The 23118-nt window shown below is 52.7% G+C and carries 25 protein-coding genes; 9 read left to right on the top strand and 16 right to left on the bottom strand.

Annotated features, from left to right (window positions below; all coding sequences use genetic code 11):
• Positions 1-3: 3 nt before the first annotated feature.
• The 10 genes from rapZ to GN208_RS03210 form a co-directional block, all read right to left on the bottom strand.
• Entirely contained in the window at positions 4-855 is an 852-nt protein-coding gene (gene rapZ, locus GN208_RS03255) for an RNase adapter RapZ (protein WP_004236309.1), read from the bottom strand.
• Between the two features lie 69 nt (positions 856-924).
• Complete coding sequence (ptsN, locus tag GN208_RS03250; RefSeq protein ID WP_004236310.1) at positions 925-1392, bottom strand: PTS IIA-like nitrogen regulatory protein PtsN; 468 nt, start codon at positions 1390-1392, stop codon at positions 925-927.
• 119 nt (positions 1393-1511) lie between these two features.
• On the bottom strand, positions 1512-1799 hold the full coding sequence (hpf, locus tag GN208_RS03245; RefSeq protein WP_004236311.1) for a ribosome hibernation promoting factor: 288 nt from the start codon (positions 1797-1799) through the stop codon (positions 1512-1514).
• A 23-nt stretch (positions 1800-1822) separates the two neighbouring features.
• Positions 1823-3259 (bottom strand): RNA polymerase factor sigma-54, encoded by a 1437-nt coding sequence (gene rpoN, locus GN208_RS03240; RefSeq protein WP_004236312.1) that lies wholly within the window; start codon positions 3257-3259, stop codon positions 1823-1825.
• A 24-nt stretch (positions 3260-3283) separates the two neighbouring features.
• Positions 3284-4009: an LPS export ABC transporter ATP-binding protein gene (gene lptB / locus GN208_RS03235; RefSeq protein WP_004236313.1), complete on the bottom strand. Its 726-nt coding sequence runs from the start codon at positions 4007-4009 to the stop codon at positions 3284-3286.
• Between the two features lie 6 nt (positions 4010-4015).
• A complete protein-coding gene (gene lptA / locus GN208_RS03230; protein ID WP_004236314.1) occupies positions 4016-4552 on the bottom strand; it encodes a lipopolysaccharide ABC transporter substrate-binding protein LptA in 537 nt (178 codons plus the stop codon).
• Positions 4533-5114: an LPS export ABC transporter periplasmic protein LptC gene (gene lptC / locus GN208_RS03225; protein WP_004236315.1), complete on the bottom strand. Its 582-nt coding sequence runs from the start codon at positions 5112-5114 to the stop codon at positions 4533-4535. The genes lptA and lptC overlap by 20 nt, the downstream gene beginning before the upstream one ends.
• 40 nt (positions 5115-5154) lie before the next feature.
• Complete coding sequence (kdsC, locus tag GN208_RS03220) at positions 5155-5718, bottom strand: 3-deoxy-manno-octulosonate-8-phosphatase KdsC (protein ID WP_004240514.1); 564 nt, start codon at positions 5716-5718, stop codon at positions 5155-5157.
• A gap of 9 nt (positions 5719-5727) precedes the next feature.
• The gene (kdsD, locus tag GN208_RS03215; protein ID WP_004236318.1) at positions 5728-6696 is read right to left on the bottom strand and encodes an arabinose-5-phosphate isomerase KdsD; all 969 of its coding nucleotides are present in this window, start codon (positions 6694-6696) and stop codon (positions 5728-5730) included.
• A gap of 51 nt (positions 6697-6747) precedes the next feature.
• Positions 6748-7707, bottom strand: a complete 960-nt coding sequence (locus GN208_RS03210; RefSeq protein WP_004240511.1) for a calcium/sodium antiporter — start codon at positions 7705-7707, stop codon at positions 6748-6750.
• Positions 7708-8006: 299 nt separating this feature from the next.
• Here GN208_RS03210 and mlaF point away from each other — a divergent pair, with 299 nt between their 5' ends.
• The 7 genes from mlaF to murA all read left to right on the top strand — a co-directional run bounded on the left by mlaF (position 8007) and on the right by murA (position 12924).
• Positions 8007-8810, top strand: coding sequence for a phospholipid ABC transporter ATP-binding protein MlaF (gene mlaF, locus GN208_RS03205; protein WP_004236320.1), 804 nt, complete (start codon positions 8007-8009; stop codon positions 8808-8810).
• 7 nt (positions 8811-8817) lie between these two features.
• Positions 8818-9600: a lipid asymmetry maintenance ABC transporter permease subunit MlaE gene (mlaE, locus tag GN208_RS03200; protein WP_015422977.1), complete on the top strand. Its 783-nt coding sequence runs from the start codon at positions 8818-8820 to the stop codon at positions 9598-9600.
• A gap of 3 nt (positions 9601-9603) precedes the next feature.
• Positions 9604-10122, top strand: a complete 519-nt coding sequence (gene mlaD / locus GN208_RS03195) for an outer membrane lipid asymmetry maintenance protein MlaD (protein WP_004236322.1) — start codon at positions 9604-9606, stop codon at positions 10120-10122.
• A gap of 118 nt (positions 10123-10240) precedes the next feature.
• Positions 10241-10870 carry a phospholipid-binding protein MlaC gene (gene mlaC, locus GN208_RS03190; protein WP_004236324.1) on the top strand — a complete coding sequence of 210 codons (630 nt, stop codon included), beginning with the start codon at positions 10241-10243 and terminating at the stop codon, positions 10868-10870.
• Positions 10870-11160 carry a lipid asymmetry maintenance protein MlaB gene (gene mlaB, locus GN208_RS03185; RefSeq protein ID WP_004236326.1) on the top strand — a complete coding sequence of 97 codons (291 nt, stop codon included), beginning with the start codon at positions 10870-10872 and terminating at the stop codon, positions 11158-11160. The genes mlaC and mlaB overlap by 1 nt, the downstream gene beginning before the upstream one ends.
• Positions 11161-11336: 176 nt before the next feature.
• Positions 11337-11591 carry a BolA family iron metabolism protein IbaG gene (ibaG, locus tag GN208_RS03180; RefSeq protein WP_004236327.1) on the top strand — a complete coding sequence of 85 codons (255 nt, stop codon included), beginning with the start codon at positions 11337-11339 and terminating at the stop codon, positions 11589-11591.
• A gap of 67 nt (positions 11592-11658) precedes the next feature.
• A complete protein-coding gene (murA, locus tag GN208_RS03175; protein ID WP_004236328.1) occupies positions 11659-12924 on the top strand; it encodes a UDP-N-acetylglucosamine 1-carboxyvinyltransferase in 1266 nt (421 codons plus the stop codon).
• A gap of 56 nt (positions 12925-12980) precedes the next feature.
• Here murA and degS read toward each other — a convergent pair whose 3' ends face one another.
• The 5 genes from degS to GN208_RS03150 all read right to left on the bottom strand — a co-directional run bounded on the left by degS (position 12981) and on the right by GN208_RS03150 (position 17751).
• Positions 12981-14069 carry an outer membrane-stress sensor serine endopeptidase DegS gene (gene degS, locus GN208_RS03170; protein WP_004236329.1) on the bottom strand — a complete coding sequence of 363 codons (1089 nt, stop codon included), beginning with the start codon at positions 14067-14069 and terminating at the stop codon, positions 12981-12983.
• 199 nt (positions 14070-14268) lie between these two features.
• On the bottom strand, positions 14269-15102 hold the full coding sequence (gene tauD, locus GN208_RS03165) for a taurine dioxygenase (RefSeq protein WP_032097975.1): 834 nt from the start codon (positions 15100-15102) through the stop codon (positions 14269-14271).
• Positions 15103-15116: 14 nt separating this feature from the next.
• Positions 15117-15914 (bottom strand): taurine ABC transporter permease TauC, encoded by a 798-nt coding sequence (tauC, locus tag GN208_RS03160; protein WP_004236332.1) that lies wholly within the window; start codon positions 15912-15914, stop codon positions 15117-15119.
• Between the two features lie 23 nt (positions 15915-15937).
• Complete coding sequence (locus tag GN208_RS03155) at positions 15938-16711, bottom strand: ATP-binding cassette domain-containing protein (RefSeq protein WP_004236334.1); 774 nt, start codon at positions 16709-16711, stop codon at positions 15938-15940.
• A gap of 2 nt (positions 16712-16713) precedes the next feature.
• Entirely contained in the window at positions 16714-17751 is a 1038-nt protein-coding gene (locus tag GN208_RS03150) for a glycine betaine ABC transporter substrate-binding protein (RefSeq protein WP_004236335.1), read from the bottom strand.
• Between the two features lie 359 nt (positions 17752-18110).
• On the opposite strand from GN208_RS03150, the gene cysJ reads away from it, so the two are divergent.
• Both cysJ and cysI read left to right on the top strand, forming a co-directional pair.
• Complete coding sequence (cysJ, locus tag GN208_RS03145; protein WP_004236337.1) at positions 18111-19907, top strand: NADPH-dependent assimilatory sulfite reductase flavoprotein subunit; 1797 nt, start codon at positions 18111-18113, stop codon at positions 19905-19907.
• Positions 19907-21634: an assimilatory sulfite reductase (NADPH) hemoprotein subunit gene (gene cysI / locus GN208_RS03140; RefSeq protein ID WP_243828292.1), complete on the top strand. Its 1728-nt coding sequence runs from the start codon at positions 19907-19909 to the stop codon at positions 21632-21634. The genes cysJ and cysI overlap by 1 nt, the downstream gene beginning before the upstream one ends.
• A 57-nt stretch (positions 21635-21691) precedes the next feature.
• Here the strand turns inward: cysI and degQ are convergent, their stop codons facing one another.
• A complete protein-coding gene (degQ, locus tag GN208_RS03135; RefSeq protein ID WP_004236340.1) occupies positions 21692-23086 on the bottom strand; it encodes a serine endoprotease DegQ in 1395 nt (464 codons plus the stop codon).
• Between the last annotated feature and the right edge of the window lie 32 nt (positions 23087-23118).

Genomic DNA, 23118 nt, shown 5'->3' with positions numbered 1-23118 from the left:
GGATTATTTCCGTTTTTCCAGTGTCCGGTGGCGCGACTGCACGTTTTTTCCGCGTGAGCGGAAGTAATCCGCCAGCTGCTCCGCCACATAGACAGAACGGTGTTTGCCGCCGGTACAGCCGATAGCAACGGTCAGGTAGCTGCGGTTGTTGGTTTCCAGCATCGGCAGCCACAGTTCCAGATAACTGCGGGTCTGGTAAATAAAGTTATGTACTTCCGTATGGCGGTCGAGGAACGCCGCCACCGGTTTATCCAGACCGGTCATCGGACGCAGTTTCGGATCCCAGTGCGGGTTCGGCAGGAAGCGGACATCAAACACATAATCCGCGTCAATCGGAATGCCGTGTTTAAACCCGAACGATTCGAACACCATGGTCAGCTCGCGTTCGCGCTTGCCGAGCAGACGGGTTCTCAGCATTTCTGCCAGTTCATGCACTGACATTTCAGAGGTATCGATAATCAGATCCGCACGGGAGCGCAGCGGCTCCAGCAGATCGCTTTCCTCATCAATGGCGCTTTCCAGCGAGAGATTTTTACTGGAAAGAGGATGCAGACGGCGGGTATCACTGTAACGGCGGATCAGGGTGTTGCGATCCGCATCCAGGAACAGCAGCTGGGGTGAGAAACTGTCCGGTAATCTGGTCAGGGCTTCCTCAAACACCTCCGGAGACTCCGGCATATTGCGGACGTCAATACTCACTGCGGCAGAGGTATCGCGTGTTGCCAGGGTAGCGGCAAGCTCCGGCAGAAGAGTGACCGGCAGGTTATCAACGCAGTAGAAACCCATATCTTCCAGCGCCCGCAGGGCAACAGATTTACCCGAACCAGAGCGGCCGCTGACAATCATCAGCACCATGAGGGGACTCCCTATCGTTTCTCTTTCAATGGCAATACGCCATTATCCGTTGTCGTCAGCCGGTTATCATCACTCAGTGATGATACTGTACAGCTCTTCATCGCTTTGCGCCTGACGCAACCGGCGGCAGAGCGCTTTGTCAGCCAGTTTTTTGGCCACTAACGACAGTGTGTGTAAATGCGTCTGACACTGATCAGACGGAACAAATAACGCAAACAGAATGTCCACATTCTGATTATCAATCGCATCAAACGCGATAGGTTGCTCCAGGTGTAAAAATACGCCGCAGGCGGTTTGCGCCTCGCTTTTGTCCAGTTTTCCGTGGGGGATGGCAATCCCGCCACCGATACCGGTTGTCCCGACTTTTTCCCGTGTAAGGAGTGCCTCAAACAGCGTGTTTTCCGGCAGCGCCAGCGCGGTGGCAGCCAGTTCACTGATAATCTCCAGCGCGCGCTTCTTACTGGTACAGTGAATATTATTGCGTGTACAGCTGATACTCAGTACATCGCTCAGGGACAAATTTGCTTCGTTATTCATTTCATTGTTCACTTAGGATCAGAATCCCGGCAACCACCATGGTAACCGGGATCAGAGCACTGCTTTTTCCTGAGAAAATTCAGACTGTTAATTCAGTCATGCACCCGGGTGCAGAAAATTTACCGGTTTCTCAGTTTTTCTTTGTGTTTGGACAACTGACGGCCGAGTTTTTCTGCCATCTCATCAATTGCCGCGTACATATCCTCTTTTTCCGCTGAGGCGTGAAGATCCGCACCGTTTACCTGAGCCGTTGCCTCCGCAATTTTACTCACCTTTTCAATCCGCAGGATCACCTGAACGCTGTTAATTTTATCGAAAAACTGCTCCAGTTTCTTACACTTGGCTGTCACAGTCTCACGTAATGCGTCTGTAATTTCAACGTTGTGGCCGGTAATTTGTAATTCCATAGTGTCTTCCTTCTCAATGTGTATCAAATCAGCTGTTTACGCTGATTTGAGGGCGGGATGGATAACGACTCACGATATTTCGCGACAGTACGTCTGGCGACCTGAATGCCCTGTTCGGCAAGCATATCGGTCAGTTTGCTGTCGCTGAGCGGTTTCGCCGGATTCTCGGCTGCAACCAGTTTTTTCACCAGTGCACGGATGGCTGTGGAGGACGCCTCGCCCCCGCTGTCAGTACTGACGTGGCTGGAGAAAAAGTACTTCAGTTCAAAGATCCCCCGCGGACTGTGCAGAAATTTCTGTGTTGTCACCCGGGAAATGGTTGATTCATGCATCTCAACCCGCAGTGCGATATCAGCCAGCACCATGGGCTTCATATATTCTTCGCCCTGTTCAAAGAACGCCTGCTGCTCTTCCACAATACAGGTCGCGACTCTGAGCAGAGTATCGTTCCGGCTTTCCAGACTTTTAATGAGCCACTTTGCTTCCTGCAAATTGTTGCGGATAAACTGACTGTCGCTCTCACTGCGGGCCCGCGAACCCATTGCGGCATAGTGATTATTGACCCGCAGACGGGGAATGCTGTCGGAATTGAGTTCCACTACCCAGCGTTCGCCGTGTTTTTTCACGAGGACGTCAGGAATAACATACTCTGATTCTCCGGTGTTGACTACCAGGCCCGGACGCGGTTCCAGCGACTGGATCAGATCAATAGCGGATTTCAGCGCCTCTTCTTTCAGTTTGGTCACCCGGCCCAGGGTCCGGAAATCCCGGTTCCCCAACAATGCCAGATGCTGATCAACGATAGCAAGGGCTTCTTTCAGGCTCGGGGTTTCCGGCGGCAGAATTTTCAGCTGCACCATCAGACACTCCCGCAGGTCGCGGGCGCCCACACCCACCGGATCAAAACGCTGGATGCGCTTGAGTACGGCTTCCACATCTTCGGTGGTGACTTCATCGTCACCGATACTCAGGCGGATATCATCGACAGAAACGGTCAGATAGCCGGTTTCATCAATCGCATCAATGATTGAGAAGGCAATCGCGGCATCGGTTTCGGTAAAGGGGGTCAGGCGGGCCTGCCAGATCAGATAATCCTGTAAGGTTTCGGTGGTTTCACCCTGATAGAGCGGCAGTTCATCGTCGCCGTAATCATTGCCGGTGCCGGACGGTGTACCGGCGGTGTAGATTTCTTCCCACTGTGCATCCAGCGGCAGATCATCCGGCATGGCGGTCTGTTCGAGAGCCTCGGCGCTGTCCAGCTCTTTCTGTGGTTCAGATTCAGCCGGCGTGTCAATTTCCTGATGGTTATCATCAAGTTCCAGCAACGGGTTAGATTCCAGCGCCTCGCGGATCTCCTGCTGGAGTTCAAGCGTGGAAAGCTGCAACAAACGGATAGCCTGCTGAAGTTGTGGCGTCATCGCCAGTTGCTGGCTGAGTTTAAGCTGCAGACTCTGCTTCATTACGGACACGGGCTCCTTACGGCATTACAGGCGGAAACCTTCGCCTAAATAAACACGTTTAACCTGCTCATTATTCAGAATGGATTCCGGGCTGCCGTGGGCAATCATATGGCCCTGGCTGACAATATAAGCCCGTTCACAGACATCCAGTGTTTCGCGGACGTTGTGGTCAGTGATCAGGACGCCGAGCCCGTAATCACGGAGGTGCTGAATAATCTTTTTAATATCAATAACAGAAATCGGGTCAACACCGGCAAACGGTTCATCCAGCAGGATGAATTTCGGGTTGGCGGCCAGCGCGCGGGCAATTTCCACACGGCGGCGTTCACCCCCGGACAGTGATTGCCCCAGGTTATCGCGCAGATGGCTGATATGGAACTCTTCCATCAGCTCTTCCGCCCGCTCCCGGCGTTCATCATTGTTCAGATCTTTGCGGATTTCAAGCACCGCCATCAGGTTCTGCCATACCGTCAGACGACGGAAAATAGAGGCTTCCTGAGGCAGATAGCCAATCCCTTTGCGGGCACGTTCATGCAGCGGCAGCAGGGAGATATCTTCATCATCGATGCTTATCGCACCGGCATCACGGGGAACAATACCCACGACCATATAGAAGGTCGTGGTTTTCCCGGCACCGTTCGGGCCGAGCAGCCCGACGATTTCGCCGGAGCTGACTTCAAGCGTCACATCTTCGACGACTTTGCGCCCTTTGTAGGCTTTGGCTAATTTGCTTGCAGTTAATTTTGCCATAAATCGTTACTTACCTTTCTGGCCGGTTGCCGCCGGGCCTTTTTCCTGAAGTTGTGACGGCAGCAGTACGGTAGTCACCTGTTTGCCTTTGTCACTGAATGCCTGCATCTGCTGTGTCGGCACCACGTAGGTAATCTTGTCACCGGTGATATTGCTGTCCAGCTGTTCCAGATAGGCATTACCGGTCAGCGTGACCAGTTCATTGGCCATTTCGTAACGCAGTTTGCTGCCGCGTCCTTTGATTGGCTTACCGTTATCCTGCATCTGGTAGAAGGTCACCGGATTACCGAATGCTTCGATCACCATTTTATTGGAATCGCCGCCCGGACGGGTGACCACCACTTTGTCAGCGCGGACATCAATTGTTCCCTGTTTTACCACGACATTGTCAGTAAATGTGGTGATATTTTTTTCTAAATCAAGGGCTTGTTTTAATGATGTTACCGTCACCGGCTGCTGTGTATCTTCTTTTAACGCCAAAGCAGGGACACTGACGGCCAGAATTGCTGTTGCAATCAGAGTATTAAGGATGTTTGCTTTCATTTGGGATCTCATAGTAAGTCTGTACATCTTTGATCAGTTCCGCATTACGATTGCGTAAATTACCCCGCATCTGCAATCCGACGGAACGCAGTCCTGTTCCCGTGATGGTGACTTTATCGTCAGAACTCACATCCTGGGTTGTCAGATTGACTTCGGCGTTATCCGTGGTGATCTGCCTGAGCTGTGTATCGGTGGTCAGGCTGTCAACCTGCACATCACCGTATAAATATAACATTCTGTCATTGGTTAATTTGGCCCGCTTTGCACGAATCGTCCAGGTGGCGGTTTTATCAGGGTCGTAGGTGGTCAGCACCGGATTAGTAAACCAGGTTATTTTTTCCTGAGCAAAGTTCTGCACATCATCCGCATTCAGCCGGTACGCCAGCAGCCCTGTCGGCTCGTAAGCCAGGGTTGAGGACGTTTGGGTTTTATACGTCGGCGTACCGTCTTCCACAATCTTACCGTCGGTGTCACCTGAACGGGTGACCGACAGGTTCCAGCCGAGCAGACCGAGGGCGATAAGCGCCAGAATAATGATCAGCCAAAGCTTAAATTTACTCATGAGATCCCTGATAAAGCCATTATAACCAATGAAATTCTCTTCAGACGGACAGGCCTCTGGCCGCATCCAGCTTATTTTGTGCCAGCAGAATCAGATCGCACAATTCGCGGACAGCCCCGCGGCCGCCTGCAATCTGTGTAACATAATCCGCTTTGGGTAACAATAACGGGTGGGCATCCGCCACTGCGGCGGATAAACCGACCTCTGCCATGACCGGCCAGTCAATCAGGTCATCGCCGATATAGGCGACTTCGCCGGGGCGAAGTACCAGTTTATCTAATAGTTCGCGATACGCCAAAAGCTTATCGCTCTGTCCCTGGTAAAGATGTGTAATTCCGAGTGTATTGGCACGATCTTCCAGTAATTTGGCTTTACGACCGGTAATTATCGCCACCTCCACTCCGGAGGTCAGCAGGCAGCGGATACCGTAGCCGTCACGGACATTAAATGCTTTCAGTTCTTCACCGCTGTTGCCCTGATAAATCAGGCCGTCAGACATCACGCCGTCCACATCACAGATAAGAAGCCGTATTTTAGCGGCTTTTTCCATAACTGTTTGCGCTATCGGGCCATAGCAGGTGTCAATAGTGGTAATTTGTGTCATCGTCAGTCCTTACACCACTCCGGCCTGGAGCAGATCATGCATATGCAGTACGCCGAGCAGTTTATCACCTTCTGTGACTAATAAAGAGGTGATATGACGGGACTGCATTAAATTCAGTGCCTCAACCGCCAGGGTATTGGCTTTGATGCGGATCCCGCCCGGGGTCATCACATCGGCAATCTGGCAGTTATTGAGGTCTGTGCCCGCATCGAAAATCCGGCGCAGGTCACCGTCAGTGAAAATGCCCTGAATAATCATGTCATCGTCACAGATAACCGTCATACCCAGTTTTTTACGGGTGATTTCCACCAGTGCTTCGCGCAGTGAGGCGGTTTTCGGCACACGCGGGATATCATCCCCGGTGTTCATCAGGTCGGAAACCAGTAACAGCAGTTTGCGGCCGAGCGCGCCGCCCGGATGTGAGAGGGCAAAATCTTCAGCGGTAAAGCCGCGCGCCTGTAATAAGGCAATCGCCAGCGCGTCACCCATCACCAGTGTGGCGGTGGTGCTGGTGGTCGGCGCAAGGCCGAGCGGGCAGGCTTCCTGCGGGACTTTAATACACAGATGAATATCCGCTGCTTTTCCCATAGTACTGTCCGGGTTGCCGGTCATGCAGATAAGCGGGATGTTCTGACGTTTGATAACCGGGATCAGCGCCTGAATTTCTGAGGATTCACCGGAGTTTGAAATTGCGATAACCACATCTTTCTTTGTGACCATCCCCAGGTCGCCGTGTGCGGCTTCACCCGGATGCACAAAGAAGGAAGGGGTACCGGTGCTGGCAAATGTCGCGGCCATTTTGTGGCCGATATGACCGGATTTTCCCATCCCCATGATGATCACTTTGCCTTCACAGCGGAATATCAGTTCACAGGCTTTATCGAAATCATCATTAATATACTGTTCGAGTGACGCGAGACCTTCACGTTCAATCCGGAGGACACGTTTACCTGTTAGTTGAAAATCAGTTCGGGACATCAGTTTTTTCTCACTTTCAGTATCTGTCTGTGTATTAATGGCTGACGCTTATCAGCCGGTAAAAAGGCTTATCAGCCAGGCGGTGAACGCACTGAGCAGAATAATGCCTTTCAGCCGGTTTAGCCGCTGGTTCCGGCCGGCCGCAAAGAAAATAAATAACACACCGGCCGCGATCATCACGGCGAAATCGGTCATAAAACTGTCTGCTGCCATCGGCGCTGTGGCTAATAACGCCGGGATCCCCGCAACGACCGTGGTATTAAACAGTGTCGCGCCGATAAGATTCCCCAGCGCGATATCTTTTTCACCTTTGACCGCCGCCGCAATCGTGGTGCACAGTTCCGGCAGACTGGTACCGACAGCCAGGATAGTCAGTCCGGTGATACGCCCGCTGATCTCCGCATAGCGGGTGAATGCAGAGGCGTTATCGATCACAATCCGGACCGCCACCGGCATAATCAGCAACCCAGCGACCAGCCACAATAAAGCAACCGGCAAATTATTTTCCTGCGGCAGTTCATGGTTTTGTTCAGTAGTGAAGCCGTCATACTGATCACGCCGCGCCATTGCGGCAATTTTCACCACCAGCCAGAGACTGGCGAGCCCCGCAAGCACCAGAAACCCGCCCTGAACCCGCGTGATACCGCCGGACCAGATAAACAGCCCGAACAGCGCCATTACGGCCAGCATCAGCGGAAGCTCACGGCGCAGCACCGCCGACTGCACACTCAGCGGGCGGATAAGGGCGGCGAGGCCTGCAATCAGCAGTAAATTGGTAATATTGGATCCGATAATGGTGCCGAGCGCCAGATCCGGCTGCCCTTCAAGCACCGCACCGGCGGAGGTCAGCAGTTCCGGCAGCGACGTACCGGGACCGGCCACAAGAATACCGGTGATAAACGGGGAGATGCCGAGAGAACGGGAGAAAACCGCCGCGCCGTACACAATCCGGTCAGAGGCATAAACCAGCAGAATCAACCCGGTCAGTAAAAGGATGCTGGTGAGTAACATGGCTCTCCTCCGGGCTGAAAAACAGTCAGAAATAATGAAGTACGGGAAATTGAGGGTATTGTACGGGCTGAGGCGCAAAAGTAAAACAGACGTTTTGCGCCCGGCGGGAGCGTTAATGTTAAATGCTGATATACTTGTGTATCACGCTGTTTATACCCCGTTACTCAGGGGTGATAAATAATTCAGACAGTAACACCCGCATTTAAAGGCGAAAACTGCCGGATTTTTTTATATTATGATGGGTCAGTCCTGTATGTGTTGCAGAAACACAAAAAACATAACGTTAAGGTTGTGAGGTCATGAACCGACAGACGGAAAATATTATTGAGATCCGGAACATGTGCTTCCGGCGCGGTTCGCGCATGCTGTTTAATGATATCAGCCTGGATGTGCCGCGCGGCAAAGTGACCGCGATTATGGGGCCGTCCGGGATCGGGAAAACCACACTGTTACGCCTGATTGGCGGGCAGTTACGCCCGGACAGCGGCGAGATCTGGTTTGACGGCGACAATATCCCGGCACTTTCCCGCAGCAGACTCTATCAGTCGCGCCGCAAAATGAGCATGCTGTTTCAGTCCGGCGCATTATTCACGGATATGACAGTCTATGACAACGTGGCGTTCCCGCTGCGCGAGCATACCCGTCTGCCGGAATCCCTGATCCGGACAACCGTGATGATGAAACTGGAAGCGGTTGGTTTACGCGGGGCGGCAAACCTGATGCCGTCAGAACTCTCCGGCGGGATGGCACGGCGTGCGGCACTGGCGCGGGCCATTGCTCTGGATCCGGATCTTATCCTGTTTGATGAGCCGTTTGTCGGCCAGGATCCGATTACCATGGGTGTGCTGGTAAAACTGATTGATGAACTCAATCAGTCGCTGGGTGTAACCTGCATCGTGGTCTCTCACGATGTGCCGGAAGTGCTCAGTATTGCGGATAAGGCTTATATCGTCGCGGAGCAGTCCGTTATTGCACAGGGCACCGCAGAAGAGTTGCAGGAGAACACCGAACCGCGTGTGCGCCAGTTCCTGGATGGTATTGCTGACGGACCGGTTCCTTTCCGCTATCCGGCGGGTGATTACCAATCAGATTTATTAGGATAAACGAGACATGTTGACACAGGCACTTGCTGCTTTGGGACGCCGCGCGTTAGCGACATGTGCGTCTTTCGGGCGGTCAGGATACATGCTGTTCCGTGCGCTGTTCGGCAAACCGCAGTTTGCCCGGCAGTGGCCGTTGCTGCGCAAGCAGCTGTACAGCGTCGGTGTGCAGTCCCTGCTGATTATTTCAGTATCCGGGCTGTTTATCGGGATGGTTCTGGCCTTACAGGGATATCTGGTTCTGAAAACCTTCAGTGCGGAAGCCAGCCTTGGCATGATGGTGGCGCTGTCGCTGCTGCGTGAACTGGGGCCGGTGGTGACCGCACTGCTGTTTGCCGGACGCGCCGGTTCTGCGCTGACCGCGGAAATCGGGCTGATGAAAGCCACAGAACAGTTATCCAGCCTGGAAATGATGGCGGTGGATCCGCTGCGCCGTGTGATTGCACCGCGTTTCTGGGCCGGTTTGATCAGTATGCCGTTGTTATCCATGATTTTTGTCGCCGTTGGTATTCTTGGCGGGGTCATGGTCGGGGTGGACTGGAAAGGGATCGATGAAGGTTTCTACTGGGCTTCCATGCAGGCCAATGTGGACTGGCAGAAAGATGTGATGAACTGCATTTACAAGAGTGTGGTTTTCGCCTTCACCGTCACCTGGATTGCCCTGTACAACGGGTATGATGCTATTCCGACGTCTGAAGGGATTAGTCGGGCAACAACACGCACGGTCGTTCATTCATCGCTTGCCGTGTTAGGGTTAGATTTTGTGCTTACGGCACTGATGTTCGGGAATTAAACAATGCAAAGCAAGAAAAATGAAGTTTGGGTCGGGCTTTTCGTCTTAATTGCCATTGCGGCGATTATCTTCCTGGCACTGAAAGTGGCGGATATCCGCTCTGTCGGCAGCGAAAAAACCTACCGCGTGTCTGCCACCTTTGATGATATCGGCGGCCTGCAGGCACGTTCACCGGTAAAAATCGGCGGTGTGGTGATTGGCCGCGTCAATGACATCCGTCTGGACAAGGACTATAAACCGGAAGTGACGCTGGATATCTACAGCCGGTATGACCAGATTCCGGACACCAGTTCGTTGTCTATCCGCACCTCCGGTCTGCTGGGTGAGCAGTATCTGGCGCTCAGTAAAGGGTTTGAGAATACAACCGATCCGGATCTGCCGATGACTGAAATGCTGAAAGACGGCAGCCGTATTCAGGACACCAAACCAGCGATGGTGCTGGAAGATTTAATCGGTCAGTTCCTGTATAAGAGCGGCGACGGCGAAGGGGGTAATACCCCGGCACCGGCTGCACAGCACTGATACGAAAAGTAATGTAAAAACGGATGTTTTTGCCCGCAGAGGCAGACATCCTGCATAATACTGTTTACCGAAGACACCTTCACGGCGGAAAGTGCCGGTGATTAATCAGGAGTTGATTATGTTTAAGCGTTTACTGATAGCGGCGATGCTGGTGGTGATGGCCCCGTTTGCCGGAGCTGTTGACCAGACAAACCCGTATACACTGATGAACGATGCGGCGGCGAAAACCTTCAGCCGTCTGAAAGCCGAACAGGCGCAAATCCGGCAGAACCCGGACTATCTGCGCACTGTTGTTCAGGAAGAATTACTGCCGTATGTGCAGATCAAATACGCCGGTGCACTGGTGTTAGGCTCTTACTACAAAGATGCGACGCCGGCACAGCGTGATGCTTACTTCAAAGCCTTTGAGGCTTATCTGGCACAGGCATACGGCCAGGCACTGGCAATGTACACTAACCAGACTTATCAGATTGATCCTGCACAACCACTGGGTGATAAAACCATCGTGGCTATCCGTGTGACACTGACAGAGCCGGCAGGGCGTCCGCCAATCCGTCTGGATTTCCAGTGGCGTAAAAATACCAAAACCGGTAACTGGCAGGCTTATGACATGATTGCCGAAGGCGTGAGTATGATCACCACCAAACAGAATGAGTGGGCATCTATTCTGCGTCAGAAAGGGGTTGATGGTCTGACTGCGGAGCTGGAACGCAGCGCGAAAACCCCGATTACCCTGGATCAGAAATAATGACGGCTGCGCTGACGTGGGAAAAACAGGGTGAAACGCTCGCCCTGAACGGGGAACTGGATCGCGATACACTGCTGTCGTTCTGGAATGCACGTCAGCAGCAGATGAGCGCCGTGCAGACGGTGGATGTTTCCGGTCTCAGTCATGTGGATTCTGCCGGGCTGGCCATGCTGGTCCGTCTGCGGGGAGAGCGCCCGGAAGCGCCGTTTGTGTTATCCGGAGTAAGCGCTAACTTGCAGATGCTGATGTCACTCTACGGCGTTGAGTTTGAATTCAGTCAGAACGCGTGAATTTAAAATAATGTAAATAACGGCGCGACAGATACATATTTGCCGTTATTTTCCGTAAGGTAACTGCCTCCGGTTGTGTCACCACAGCCGGAGGCATTTTTAATGGTTTAAGAGCGGGGCATATTCGATTACGATAGTGCCTATAACACACAATCTGATAACCAATTTGAGAAATTATGGATACGAATGAAATCAAACAGGTGCTGATGGATAAGTTAGCACTTACTGACGCAATTGTGACCGGTGACGGCAGCCATTTTCAGGTGATCGCGGTCGGCGATCTTTTTGACGGCATGAGCCGCGTTAAACAGCAGCAGGCCGTGTATGCGCCGCTGATGGAATATATTGCGGATAACCGTATCCACGCGTTGTCTATCAAAGCCTATACCCCGGCTCAGTGGGAACGGGATCGTAAACTGAGCGGGCTGTAACCGCGGCGGCTGACAATGCAGTGACAAGTAACGCGGCAGCAATTAATGATAATGAGAGTGTCTACAGATGGATAAATTTCGGGTAAAAGGTCCTTCCGTTCTTCAGGGCGAAGTGACTATCTCAGGGGCAAAAAATGCAGCATTGCCTATCCTGTTCGCTGCAATTCTGGCGGAAGAACCGGTTGAATTACACAATGTGCCGGAACTGCGGGATATCGACACCTCTGTGAAGCTGTTAACGCGGTTGGGTGCAAAAATTGAGCGCAAAGGAACCACACTGCGTGTGGATGCCTCTGCAATTAATGAATATTGTGCACCTTATGATCTGGTCAAAACCATGCGCGCATCTATCTGGGCGCTGGGGCCGCTGGTGGCCCGTTTTGGTCACGGTCAGGTTTCTCTGCCGGGTGGCTGTGCTATCGGTGCCCGTCCGGTTGATTTGCATATCACCGGTTTAGAGCAGTTAGGGGCGAAAATCACCCTCGATGAAGGGTATGTCAAAGCGGAAGTGGACGGTCGCCTGACCGGTAACACTATCGTGATGGACAAAGTCAGCGTGGGTGCCACCATCACGATTATGTGTGCGGCAGTCCTGGCGAAAGGCAAAACCGTTATCGAAAACGCGGCCCGTGAACCGGAAATTGAAGACACCGCTGCATTCCTGAATGCGCTGGGTGCCAAAATCACCGGCGCAGGGACTGACCACGTGGTGATTGAAGGTGTTGAACGCCTCGGCGGCGGCTCTCACACCGTTGTGCCGGATCGTATTGAAACCGGGACATTCCTGATCGCAGCGGCAGTTTCACGCGGTAAAATTCTGTGCCGTAACGCCAAGCCGGATACGCTGGATGCGGTACTGGCCAAGCTGCGCGAAGCCGGGGCGGAAATCGAAACCGGTGACGACTGGATAAGCCTTGATATGAAAGGGCAGCGTCCTAAAGCGGTCACTTTCCGTACCGCGCCGCATCCGGGCTTCCCGACAGACATGCAGGCGCAGTTCAGTCTGCTGAATCTGGTGGCTGAAGGCTCCGGTATGATCACGGAAACCATCTTTGAAAACCGCTTTATGCACATTCCGGAACTGATCCGTATGGGTGCTCACGCGGAAATCGAGAGTAATTCTGTGCTGTGCCACGGCGTGGAAAAACTGTCCGGTGCTCAGGTGATGGCGACCGACCTGCGTGCATCGGCAAGCCTGGTGCTGGCGGGTTGTATCGCGGAAGGTACCACAATCGTCGATCGTATTTATCATATCGATCGCGGTTATGAGCATATTGAAGAGAAATTACGCGGCCTGGGTGCGGATATCGAACGCATTCATTCAGCGGAGTAATTCTCTGATGTAAGCCATAAACAGAAAAGAGCGGATATCCGCTCTTTTTTTGTGTCTTATTCCTGTCCGCCGGGGGAGGGAGTGAACTCCTCGATGGTCACATCGACAGACCGCATCTGACCATTGCGTAACAGGGTGACCGGCACAACACTGCCCGGGCTCAGTTCCGCCACCTGATCCATCATTTCGAGTGGTGAGGTGCTCGGTTTGTTATTGACGCTGGTGATGATATCCCCGACCTGAATCCCGCCTTTATCCGCCGGGCCGTCACGGGCAACCTGAAAGACCCGCAGACCGGTTATCTGATTGATATCACTGTTGTTAGTCCGGATCGGCGGCAGCTCTTTGGAGGTGATGCCGATATACCCCCGGATCACACGGCCGTCTTTTATCAGTTTATTCATAATGCGCAGGGCAAGCTCTGCGGGGATCGCCAGCCCGATGCTGTCACTCATCCGTGACGGATCATTGCTGTCGTAAGACATGGTATTGATGCCGACTAACTCGCCTTCGGTATTGACGAGTGCGCCGCCGGAGTTACCGGCCATAATCGAGGCATCAGTCTGGAGAAAATTCTGGCGGCGGGTCGGACTCAGCCCGACACGGCCCATTGCACTGATAATGCCCTGGTTAACTGTCTGCCCGACATTAAACGGGTTGCCGATCGCCAGCACCACATCACCCACATGAGACTGACGCTTCGGGTTGATCGGGATCACCGGCAGTTTATCGGTGGTATTGATTTTCAGCACCGCGAGGTCGGTCAGATCATCCGCGCCGATCAGCATGCCTTCATACAGGCGGCCGTAATTACCGTATTGCAGGGCGATCAGGATCTGATCGGCGTTTTTAATGACGTGCTGGTTAGTCAGGATATAACCCTGATCATTCATGATCACACCGGAACCGAGGGAGGTCATTTCGGGACCCTGCTGGGAGAGGCTGCCCATATTACTGCTGTAAACATTGACCACGGCAGGCGCGGCGCGGCGTACCGCTTTGTTGTAGCTGACCGGTTCGTCATTATTAAACAGATGGGTAAACCACTGGGTCACAAATTGCGGGCGAATAGACGGGACACTGACCAGAAGCAGGGCAGCCACGAGAAGTCCCATAAAAACGGAGCGCAATAATTTAAACCACATAGTCCTTAACCGGTGTTGTGAGTACGGGAAGCAGATACTTCCGGCAGAATAGCATAATCCGGGGAAATTATATGTGTGTAATTGCGGTATTTTATGATGTGGTACAAATAAACAGGTGCGGTATCAGACGGTTATTTATCACTGACGGTTATGAGTCTGTCAGCCGCCGGTCACTGACAGTCTCATGCGGTACAGCCGGTTAAACAGGTTTATCCCCCATCACCGTTGCTCTGTGCATAATGCGGTGAAAATCGCCGTAATCAAAACTGGCGAGATGCTGGGTGCAGCGGTTATCCCAGACCGCCACATCGCCGTCCTGCCAGTGCCAGCGGACAAAATACTTCGGCTGTGTGCTGTGTTTAAACAGGAAGGTCAGCAATGTATCACTCTCTTCCGGGCTTAATTCACAGATACGGCTGGTAAAACCAGCGGTCACAAATAAACCTTTTTTACCGGTGACCGGATGGGTTCTGACCAGCGGATGACGTCTCGGCGGGAAATCGCGGCGGGCTTTTTCCAGCGCGGCTTTGGCTTCCCCGGTCTGCGCAAAACGGCTGTCCGGAAAAGAGAGGCTGATATCATGTTCCGCCGTCAGGCCGGATAAAAATTCCTGCAACGGCGGTGATAAATCATCATAAGCCCGGGTCAGGCTGGCCCACAGAGTATCGCCGCCGAAAGGGGGAACCTGTACCGCGGATAACACACAGCCCATGGCCGGTTTTTCCAGAAATGTCACATCAGTGTGCCACAGTTCGTTATCCTTCAGATCAAGCAGGTGGCTGTCGAGCACAATCAGTTCCCGCACATTTTTATGTGAAGGAAAAACCGGATGTATATGCAGTTCTCCCAGCGCAGCGGCAAAGTCCCGCTGAGCTTCCGGTTTGATATACTGCTGGCGGAAAAACAGCACCTGATGTTCCAGTAAGGCATCCTGTAATACGGCCAGCGTGGCGGCATCCGGTGTCAGGTTAAGATCAATGCCGCTGACGTGCGCGCCGATAGCGGGTGTTAATTGTCTGATATCCATATTCATTACCTCTCTGTCGGTTAAGATTCTTTGCCGTACCACGGCACTAATGCCTGCTGCAAATGACGCAATGCCAGTTCGATGGCGAGTGCCACCACGGCAATCACTGCGATACCGGTGATGACAATACCGGTGTTAAGAAACTGCGCGGCGGACTGCACCATAAACCCGAGCCCCTGCTGTGCCGCGACCAGCTCTGCCGCCACCAGGGTTGACCAGCCCACGCCGAGACCAATCCGGATCCCGGTCAGCATCTGCGGCAGTGCTGACGGCAGGATCACATATCTCAGTACCTGAAGCCGGTTTGCTCCCAGTGACTGCACGGCGCGGATCCGGTTTCCCGGCGCGGCCATAATGCCCTGCATCGTTGAAATCAGGACCGGAGCGAGAATCGCTAACCAGATCAGCAGGATCTTGGTGGTTTCCCCGATCCCGAACCAGATAACGATCAGCGGCAGATAGGCGAGCGGGGGAACCGGGCGGTACAGTTCAACCACCGGATCCAGTATTCCGCGTATCCGTGAACTCAGTCCCATCAGTACCCCCAGCGGGATCCCGGTGATAACCGCCAGAAGCAGCGCTTTGAGCATGCGATCCAGGCTGGCCGCCAGGTGCTGCCACAGCGTGGCATTCATGTAACCGGATTCGGATAACGCCAGAAACTGGTGTCCTATCTGAGACGGGGCGGGTAAATAGAGCGGATTAACCCACTGAAATGCGGTGATCAGCCACCAGCCGGTAATCAGCACGGATAAACTCACAGTGCTGAGTAATAAACGGCTGTGGCGGGGTTGTTTATTTCCGGTTATATCTGCCATTGATGTCACTCCGTGTCCGTTAATTAACCACGCTGATACGCCATTATTTTGTCTGACAGTGTGTCGCGGTGATGAATAAACGCCGGATCCGATTTAATCTCACGGATACGCCGTCCCTGCGACCATTGTTTATAAAACGGGGGTTCTTCTCCGGATATTATCCGGCCGGGATACGGCGCCATTAATATCAGCTTTGTGGCCATTAACAGTGCCTCTTCAATATCATGAGTAATAATAAAAAAGGCACTCTGCTGTTTTTGCCACAGCGTCAGAATTAAGGATTGCATCTGTTCCCGGTTGGCGGCATCGAGTGCACCGAAGGGTTCATCCATCAGAATAAAATCAGACTTTACAGCCAGTGCCCGTGCAATACCGACCCGCTGACGCATTCCGCCGGAGAGTGACCAGATATTGTCGGTGATAGCATGCAGTAATCCGACTTTTTGCAGGTTTTCTTCGACAATCGCTTTTTCTTCCTGCTTACCGAGCTTTTTAATTTTCAGTCCCAGTGCGATATTTTCATAGACATTCAGCCAGGGCATCAGTGCGTCATTCTGAAATACCACGGCTCTGTCAGAGGCGGGATGCTGAATTTCGTTTCCGTTCCGTGTTATTTTTCCGCCGGAGGGCGTTAAAAACCCGGCAACAATATTCAGCAGCGATGTTTTTCCGCAGCCGGAAGCGCCGAGAATAACGGTAATACCGTTATCCGGAATGGTTAAATTAATACCGGATAAGGTTGTCTGCGGCTGACCGTGATAAACCAGATCAATATTCTCCAGTACGATATCCGCCATTATTATTTCCCCGCCGCTGTGGTGACGGCCTCCGTATTGATATTTCCGGCATAGGAATCTTTAACCGAATCAATACTGCCCTGCTGCTGTAAAAACAGCGCGGTATTGTGGATATCATCTGCCAGGGTGGTCGTCAGGATCTGTTTCTGTTCTTTCAGAACGGGATAATCACTACCCGCCATCACGCCTGGTACATCTTCCGGGCGGGCACCGGTCAGTCGTGCAATTTTGCCTGTGATGTCAGGAAAGTCCGCAATAGTATTTTTGTTCCGCTGATACCACTGAACCTCAATATCAGTAACGGCGGCAAACTGCGCCAGCACATCAGGATGCTGTGCAGCAAATTTGCTGTCCGCGACCCACAGGTCATAGGTTGGTTTACCCCATGCCCGTACGTCGCGGCCGGAAATCAGGATCTGTCCGTTTGCTTTCAGCTGACTTAAGGCCGGTTCCCAGACATAGGCCGCATCAATATCACCTCTCTCCCATGCTGCGGCAATCTCAGCAGGCCGCAGATTAATCAGCTGTACCGATTTTTCATCAATATTCAGGTTCTCCAGTGTCGCAAGCAGGCTGTAATGGGCCGTGGAGGTAAAAGGTACGGCAATTTTCTTACCGGCCAGTCCGCCTGACGGATTACGGTCATTGCGGACAATCAGTGCCTCGGCGGTGTCAGGAATGCCGGAAATATAAAAAACCTCCACCGGCAGTCCGCGGCTGGCGGCAACAGTAAACGGCGCGGAGCCCATATTGGCGATATCCGCCTCACCGGCAGCCAGGGCGGTCAGCACATCCGCGCCGCTGTCGAATTTTTTCCAGATAATCTGTTTACCGGTGGCGGCCTCATAGGCGTGGTTTGCCTGTGCAATTTTGCCGGGATCGATAATCGCCTGATAAGCGATCACCACCGGTTTTTCAGTGGTTGCCTGTGGTGCAGGCGCTTTCTGGCTGTAAATAAATGCGCTTATCACCGCCAGCGCCGCCAGTAAGGACAAAATGACCTTTAATTTATTTTTTTTCTGAGGCTGATATAACGACATTATTTTCTTCCGTTATGAAGTCATGAGTAGTTATCTATTTAGTGTCAGAGAATATATTCCGGGAAAGAATTACTTTTTATATTGAAATGTCTTTTTGTTATACATGAATAATATTCCCGCTGAAGATCATTTTTCAATTAAAAGGAAGGGTGAGAAATTCGTTATTTTTTACGTGTAATTCATTGTTTGTCTAAGTGTGAATTCCGAAAATATACGATTAATGAATAATCGTCATGATATATCAGATTATTTAGTTATGAGTTATGGCTTTATTTTCTTATTCTCAATAAGCCGTAATACGATAACCTGGGAAATAACGGAATAATAACCACAATGAGCAATGCGGGAGTGACAGGACTATGGCAGCACAGATATTACCGGAACAGGTATTTCCGGTTTCTGCGGAGCAGCTTGCGGCTTTGCAGACAGTAACAGCAGATTTTACCTCTCAGCAACTGGCCTGGTTATCCGGTTATTTGTGGGGACGGGGAAATACGTCTGTGCAGACAGCTATTCTCCCGGCATCAAATACAACAGACAGTGACATTATTACCATTATTTCCGCGTCACAAACCGGTAATGCACGTCGCGTATGTGAAGAATTAAAAACGCGTTTTCTCAGTGAAAAATTCGCGGTTAATTTGGTAAACGCCGGAGAATATAAATATAAACAGCTCGCCCGGGAGAAGATTGTCATTATTGTGACATCCACTCAGGGGGATGGTGAACCACCGGAAGAAGCGGTGGCGTTTTATAAATATCTGCATTCGGCAAAACGGCCGGATCTCAGCGGCGCGGTTTATGCGGTTTTTTCGCTGGGGGATTCGTCATATGAGAAGTTTTGTCAGGCGGGAATTGATTTTGATACTCAACTGGCGGCGGCGGGTGCAACGGCACTTCTGCCGAGAACCGATGCCGATGTGGACTATCAGCCTGCGGCTGCGGCATGGGCTGATGCACTGACACAGGTGCTGAAAGCGCGGGGAGTTTCTGCGGGAAACCCGCAGCAGACGACCGTTCCGGCGGCCACTGTTACTGAAAACCGTTACAGCAAAGAGGCACCGCTGACGGCATCTCTCTCCGTTAATCAGAAAATTACCGGCCGCAATTCCCTGAAAGATGTGCGGCATATTGAAATTTCCGCAGGGGATTCCGGCCTGCATTATCAGCCCGGCGATTCCCTCGGCGTCTGGTTTGAGAATGATCCGGCACTGGCCGATGAGATTATCAGTCTGCTGCATGCCGATGCGGCAGCGGAGATTACCGTGTCCGGTCACACCTGCACATTGCGCGGGGCGCTGATCCGGCATCTGGAGCTCACACAGAATAACGGGGGAACGGTCAGCAAATATGCGCAGTTATCGCAGCATGATGCGTTATCCGCGCTGATCAGTGATAAGCAGGCCGCGCTGCATTATGCGCAGAAAACACCTGTCGCGGAAATGCTGCGTCAGGCACCTTCCCGGCCTTCAGCGCAGGCTTTCGCTGATATTCTCCGGCCGCTGACCCCGAGACTCTATTCCATCTCATCATCACAGGCAGAAGCGGACGATGAAATTCATCTGACCGTCGGCGTGGTGCGTTATGACACAGATGGCCGGGCACGGACCGGCGGGGCTTCCGGGTTTCTCGCCGATCATATACAGGAGGGCGGGGATGTGCGGGTTTTCATTGAGTCTAATGATAATTTCCGACTGCCTGCCGACCCGGATGTGCCGGTCATTATGATCGGTGCGGGCACCGGTATTGCGCCGTTCCGTGCCTTTATGCAGCAACGGGAAAATGACGGTGCCTCCGGTAAAAACTGGCTTTTCTACGGCAATCAGCATTTTACCGAGGATTTTCTGTATCAGACCGAATGGCAGCGCTATGTGCGTGATGGTGTGCTGACCCAGATCTCGCTGGCCTGGTCGCGGGATAAACCGGCGAAAACCTATGTTCAGGACAAACTGCGCGAGCAGGGAGCGGACGTGTGGCGCTGGATTGAGGACGGCGCACATATTTACGTCTGCGGTAATGCGGGCCTGATGGCCAGTGATACCGAAGATGCATTACTGGAGATCATCAGCCGGTACGGTAACCGGGATCATGAATCAGCCGATGAGTTTTTAAGTGAGCTGCGCACAGCGCGCCGGTACCAGAGGGATGTCTATTAATGAGCGATAAATATAACGGGCCTTTAATCGTGGAAGGCAAACTGAGCGACAGCGAAAGAATGAAGCGCGACAGCAACTATCTGCGCGGCACCATCAAAGAGGATCTGAAAAATGGTCTGACCGGCGGATTTGAAGGGGATAACTTCCTGCTGATCCGCTTTCACGGCATGTATCAGCAGGATGACAGGGATATCCGGGCGGAACGCACAGAACAGAAACTGGAGCCGCGTCACGCCATGATGCTGCGCTGCCGTTTGCCGGGAGGTGTGATCACACCGGAACAGTGGCTGAGAATAGACAAATTTGCTGCAGAACAGACGCTGTACGGCAGTATCCGGATCACCAACCGGCAGACCTTTCAGTTCCACGGCATTCTGAAAGGGGATGTCAAACCGGCGCATCAGATGCTGCATGAGGCGGGGCTGGATTCACTGGCAACCGCCAATGATGTGAACCGCAATGTGCTCTGTACCTCGAACCCGGTTCAGTCCGGCCTGCACCGTGAAGCGTATGAGTGGGCGAAAAAAATCTCTGAGCATCTGCTGCCGCGCACCCGCGCTTATGCTGAAATCTGGCTGGATAAAGAAAAAGTGGCGGCAACCGATGAGGAACCGATCTTAGGTGAAACCTATCTGCCGCGTAAATTTAAAACCTCAGTGGTGATCCCGCCGCTGAATGATGTTGATCTGCACGCTAATGATATGAATTTTGTGGCGATTGAGGAAAACGGTAAACTGATTAGTTTTAATGTGCTGGTGGGCGGCGGCCTGGCGATGACTCACGGTGATACCGCGACTTTTCCCCGTCTGGCCAGTGAGTTCGGCTTTATCCCGCTGAAAGATACCCTGGCGGTGGCAGAGGCGATTGTCACCACTCAGCGCGACTGGGGAAACCGGACGGAACGCAAAAATGCCAAAACCAAATACACGCTGGAGCGGGTGGGGGTTGACACATTTAAACAGGAAACCGAACGGCGTGCCGGTATCACGTTTTCCCCGATCCGCCCGTATGAATTTACCCTGCGTGGTGATCAGATCGGCTGGTTAAAAGGGATTGATGACCACTGGCATCTGACGCTGTTTATTGAAAACGGGCGTCTGATTGATTTGCCGGGCAAACCGCTGAAAACCGGCGTGGCGGAAATCGCCAGAATCCACCGGGGAGATTTCCGGTTAACCGCCAATCAAAACCTGATTATTGCCGGTATTCCGGAGGCGGAAAAATCCCGTATCGAATCCCTTGCGCGGGCACACGGCCTTATCAGCGACAATGTCACACCGCTGCGGGAAAACTCAATGGCTTGTGTGTCATTCCCGACCTGTCCGCTGGCAATGGCGGAAGCGGAGCGGTTTCTGCCGGAGTTTGTCACAGAGGTTGAGAAAATTATGTCCTCGCACGGCGTGGGAAATGAAGAGATTGTTCTGCGGGTCACCGGTTGCCCGAACGGCTGCGGAAGAGCCATGCTGTCGGAGGTGGGATTGGTCGGCAAAGCGCCGGATCGCTATAATCTGCATCTCGGCGGTAACCGCACCGGCACCCGTATCCCGCGCATGTACCGCGAAAATATCAGCTCAGCGGTGATTTTATCGGTGCTTGATGAGCTTATCGGACGCTGGTCACAGGAGCGGACGGACGGGGAGGATTTCGGCGATTATCTGATCCGCGCCGGGGTGGTAAAACCGGTTCTGAATTCCGCCGTGGATTTTTATGAGGCAGGTGCTGCCTGAAATAAAAAACCGCGCCGTTTTACGCGGCGCGGTTTCTGTATTCACAGCAAAAATGTATCAGCGGCCGGCATTATTCAGCAGCAGATAAATATTGTCGTCGCCGCGTAAAATATTCAGTGCCAGCACGCTTGGCTTGCCGTCGATAATTTTGCGCAGTTCAACAATGGTCATCACACGCTGGTTGTTGACGCCGATAATCAGGTCTCCCGGCTGAAGGCCGGACATGGCCGCCGGAGAATCTTTCTGTACCGCGTCAATATTCACGCCTTTATTACCCTCTTTATTACTGCCGTTGCTCAGGGTTGCGCCCTGAAGCAGAGTGGTCAGGTTTTCCGCTTTGGTGGTCTGGCCTTCGCTGTCATCCAGGATCACGCTGACTTCCAGCGGTTTGCCTTTGCGCAGCAGACCGATTTTCACTTCTTTACCCGGTGCGGTGGTACCGATTTTGGCTCTCAGTTCCGCAAAGCTGCTGACGCGTTTGCCGTCAACTGAGACCAGCACGTCACCGGACTTAATCCCCGCTTTGGCAGCGGCGGATTTCGGGATCACTTCACTGACAAACGCCCCGCGCTGAGCTTCCACACTCATTGCCTTGGCGATATCTGCGTTCATTTCAGCACCGCGGATGCCGAGGGAGCCGCGTTTGACTTCACCGGTGGCAATCAGCTGTGAGGTCAGGTCTTTGGCCATGTTACTCGGGATAGCAAAGCCGATCCCGATATTACCGCCGCCCGGTGCCAGAATCGCGGTGTTGATACCGATCAGTTCACCGTTGAGATTGACCAGCGCACCGCCGGAGTTACCCCGGTTGATGGAGGCATCGGTCTGGATAAAGTTTTCCAGCCCTTCCACATTCAGACCGCTGCGGCCTAATGCTGATATAATCCCGGAGGTCGCGGTCTGACCCAGACCAAACGGGTTCCCGACAGCAACGGTGAAATCACCGACGCGCAGTTTATCGGAATCCGCCAGGGTGATGGCGGTCAGGTTCGGGGCATTTTTCACCTGTAACAGGGCAATGTCGGTCTGCGGGTCACGGCCGATTAAGGTCGCGTCATATTTGCGGCCGTCATTGAGCTGGATCTGAATTTTATCCGCATTCTGAATAACGTGGTTGTTGGTCAGAATATAGCCTTTCTGTGCATCAATAATGACACCGGAACCCTGTCCCTGGAACGGGCGGACACTTTCCTGCTGTGATGGCATATTCGGGCCGAAGAAGAATTTAAACTCTTCCGGCACCTGCTGGCGGGCAACGGCGGTACCGGAAACTTCCACGCTGACCACAGCGGGCAGCACTTTTTCCAGCATCGGTGCCAGGCTCGGCAGAGATTCACCGGTGGCCATTTTGGCCGGTAAGGCCGCATTTGATACCGCAGGCAGCGCCGCGAGGGATAACCCGAGGCTGATGGCAACAGCACTGAGCAGGTTTTTTTTCTTTTTATTCATCATTCGTTTTGTGTCTCATCAATTAATAAGCTGAA

Origin of the sequence: Morganella sp. HSTU-ASny43 (assembly GCF_022819185.1) — a bacterium.
Lineage (GTDB): Bacteria > Pseudomonadota > Gammaproteobacteria > Enterobacterales > Enterobacteriaceae > Morganella > Morganella morganii.
Note: the sequence above shows the minus strand (reverse complement) of the source record. Positions and strands in the feature narration are given on the sequence as shown.

Excerpts from the sequence above, each read along its gene's own strand:
- rapZ (WP_004236309.1), bottom strand. The coding sequence starts at position 855 with ATGGTGCTGATGATTGTCAGCGGCCGCTCTGGTTCGGGTAAATCTGTT.
- ptsN (WP_004236310.1), bottom strand. The coding sequence starts at position 1,392 with ATGAATAACGAAGCAAATTTGTCCCTGAGCGATGTACTGAGTATCAGC.
- hpf (WP_004236311.1), bottom strand. The coding sequence starts at position 1,799 with ATGGAATTACAAATTACCGGCCACAACGTTGAAATTACAGACGCATTA.
- rpoN (WP_004236312.1), bottom strand. The coding sequence starts at position 3,259 with ATGAAGCAGAGTCTGCAGCTTAAACTCAGCCAGCAACTGGCGATGACG.
- lptB (WP_004236313.1), bottom strand. The coding sequence starts at position 4,009 with ATGGCAAAATTAACTGCAAGCAAATTAGCCAAAGCCTACAAAGGGCGC.
- lptA (WP_004236314.1), bottom strand. The coding sequence starts at position 4,552 with ATGAAAGCAAACATCCTTAATACTCTGATTGCAACAGCAATTCTGGCC.
- lptC (WP_004236315.1), bottom strand. The coding sequence starts at position 5,114 with ATGAGTAAATTTAAGCTTTGGCTGATCATTATTCTGGCGCTTATCGCC.
- kdsC (WP_004240514.1), bottom strand. The coding sequence starts at position 5,718 with ATGACACAAATTACCACTATTGACACCTGCTATGGCCCGATAGCGCAA.
- kdsD (WP_004236318.1), bottom strand. The coding sequence starts at position 6,696 with ATGTCCCGAACTGATTTTCAACTAACAGGTAAACGTGTCCTCCGGATT.
- GN208_RS03210 (WP_004240511.1), bottom strand. The coding sequence starts at position 7,707 with ATGTTACTCACCAGCATCCTTTTACTGACCGGGTTGATTCTGCTGGTT.
- mlaF (WP_004236320.1), top strand. The coding sequence starts at position 8,007 with ATGAACCGACAGACGGAAAATATTATTGAGATCCGGAACATGTGCTTC.
- mlaE (WP_015422977.1), top strand. The coding sequence starts at position 8,818 with ATGTTGACACAGGCACTTGCTGCTTTGGGACGCCGCGCGTTAGCGACA.
- mlaD (WP_004236322.1), top strand. The coding sequence starts at position 9,604 with ATGCAAAGCAAGAAAAATGAAGTTTGGGTCGGGCTTTTCGTCTTAATT.
- mlaC (WP_004236324.1), top strand. The coding sequence starts at position 10,241 with ATGTTTAAGCGTTTACTGATAGCGGCGATGCTGGTGGTGATGGCCCCG.
- mlaB (WP_004236326.1), top strand. The coding sequence starts at position 10,870 with ATGACGGCTGCGCTGACGTGGGAAAAACAGGGTGAAACGCTCGCCCTG.
- ibaG (WP_004236327.1), top strand. The coding sequence starts at position 11,337 with ATGGATACGAATGAAATCAAACAGGTGCTGATGGATAAGTTAGCACTT.
- murA (WP_004236328.1), top strand. The coding sequence starts at position 11,659 with ATGGATAAATTTCGGGTAAAAGGTCCTTCCGTTCTTCAGGGCGAAGTG.
- degS (WP_004236329.1), bottom strand. The coding sequence starts at position 14,069 with ATGTGGTTTAAATTATTGCGCTCCGTTTTTATGGGACTTCTCGTGGCT.
- tauD (WP_032097975.1), bottom strand. The coding sequence starts at position 15,102 with ATGAATATGGATATCAGACAATTAACACCCGCTATCGGCGCGCACGTC.
- tauC (WP_004236332.1), bottom strand. The coding sequence starts at position 15,914 with ATGGCAGATATAACCGGAAATAAACAACCCCGCCACAGCCGTTTATTA.
- GN208_RS03155 (WP_004236334.1), bottom strand. The coding sequence starts at position 16,711 with ATGGCGGATATCGTACTGGAGAATATTGATCTGGTTTATCACGGTCAG.
- GN208_RS03150 (WP_004236335.1), bottom strand. The coding sequence starts at position 17,751 with ATGTCGTTATATCAGCCTCAGAAAAAAAATAAATTAAAGGTCATTTTG.
- cysJ (WP_004236337.1), top strand. The coding sequence starts at position 18,111 with ATGGCAGCACAGATATTACCGGAACAGGTATTTCCGGTTTCTGCGGAG.
- cysI (WP_243828292.1), top strand. The coding sequence starts at position 19,907 with ATGAGCGATAAATATAACGGGCCTTTAATCGTGGAAGGCAAACTGAGC.
- degQ (WP_004236340.1), bottom strand. The coding sequence starts at position 23,086 with ATGATGAATAAAAAGAAAAAAAACCTGCTCAGTGCTGTTGCCATCAGC.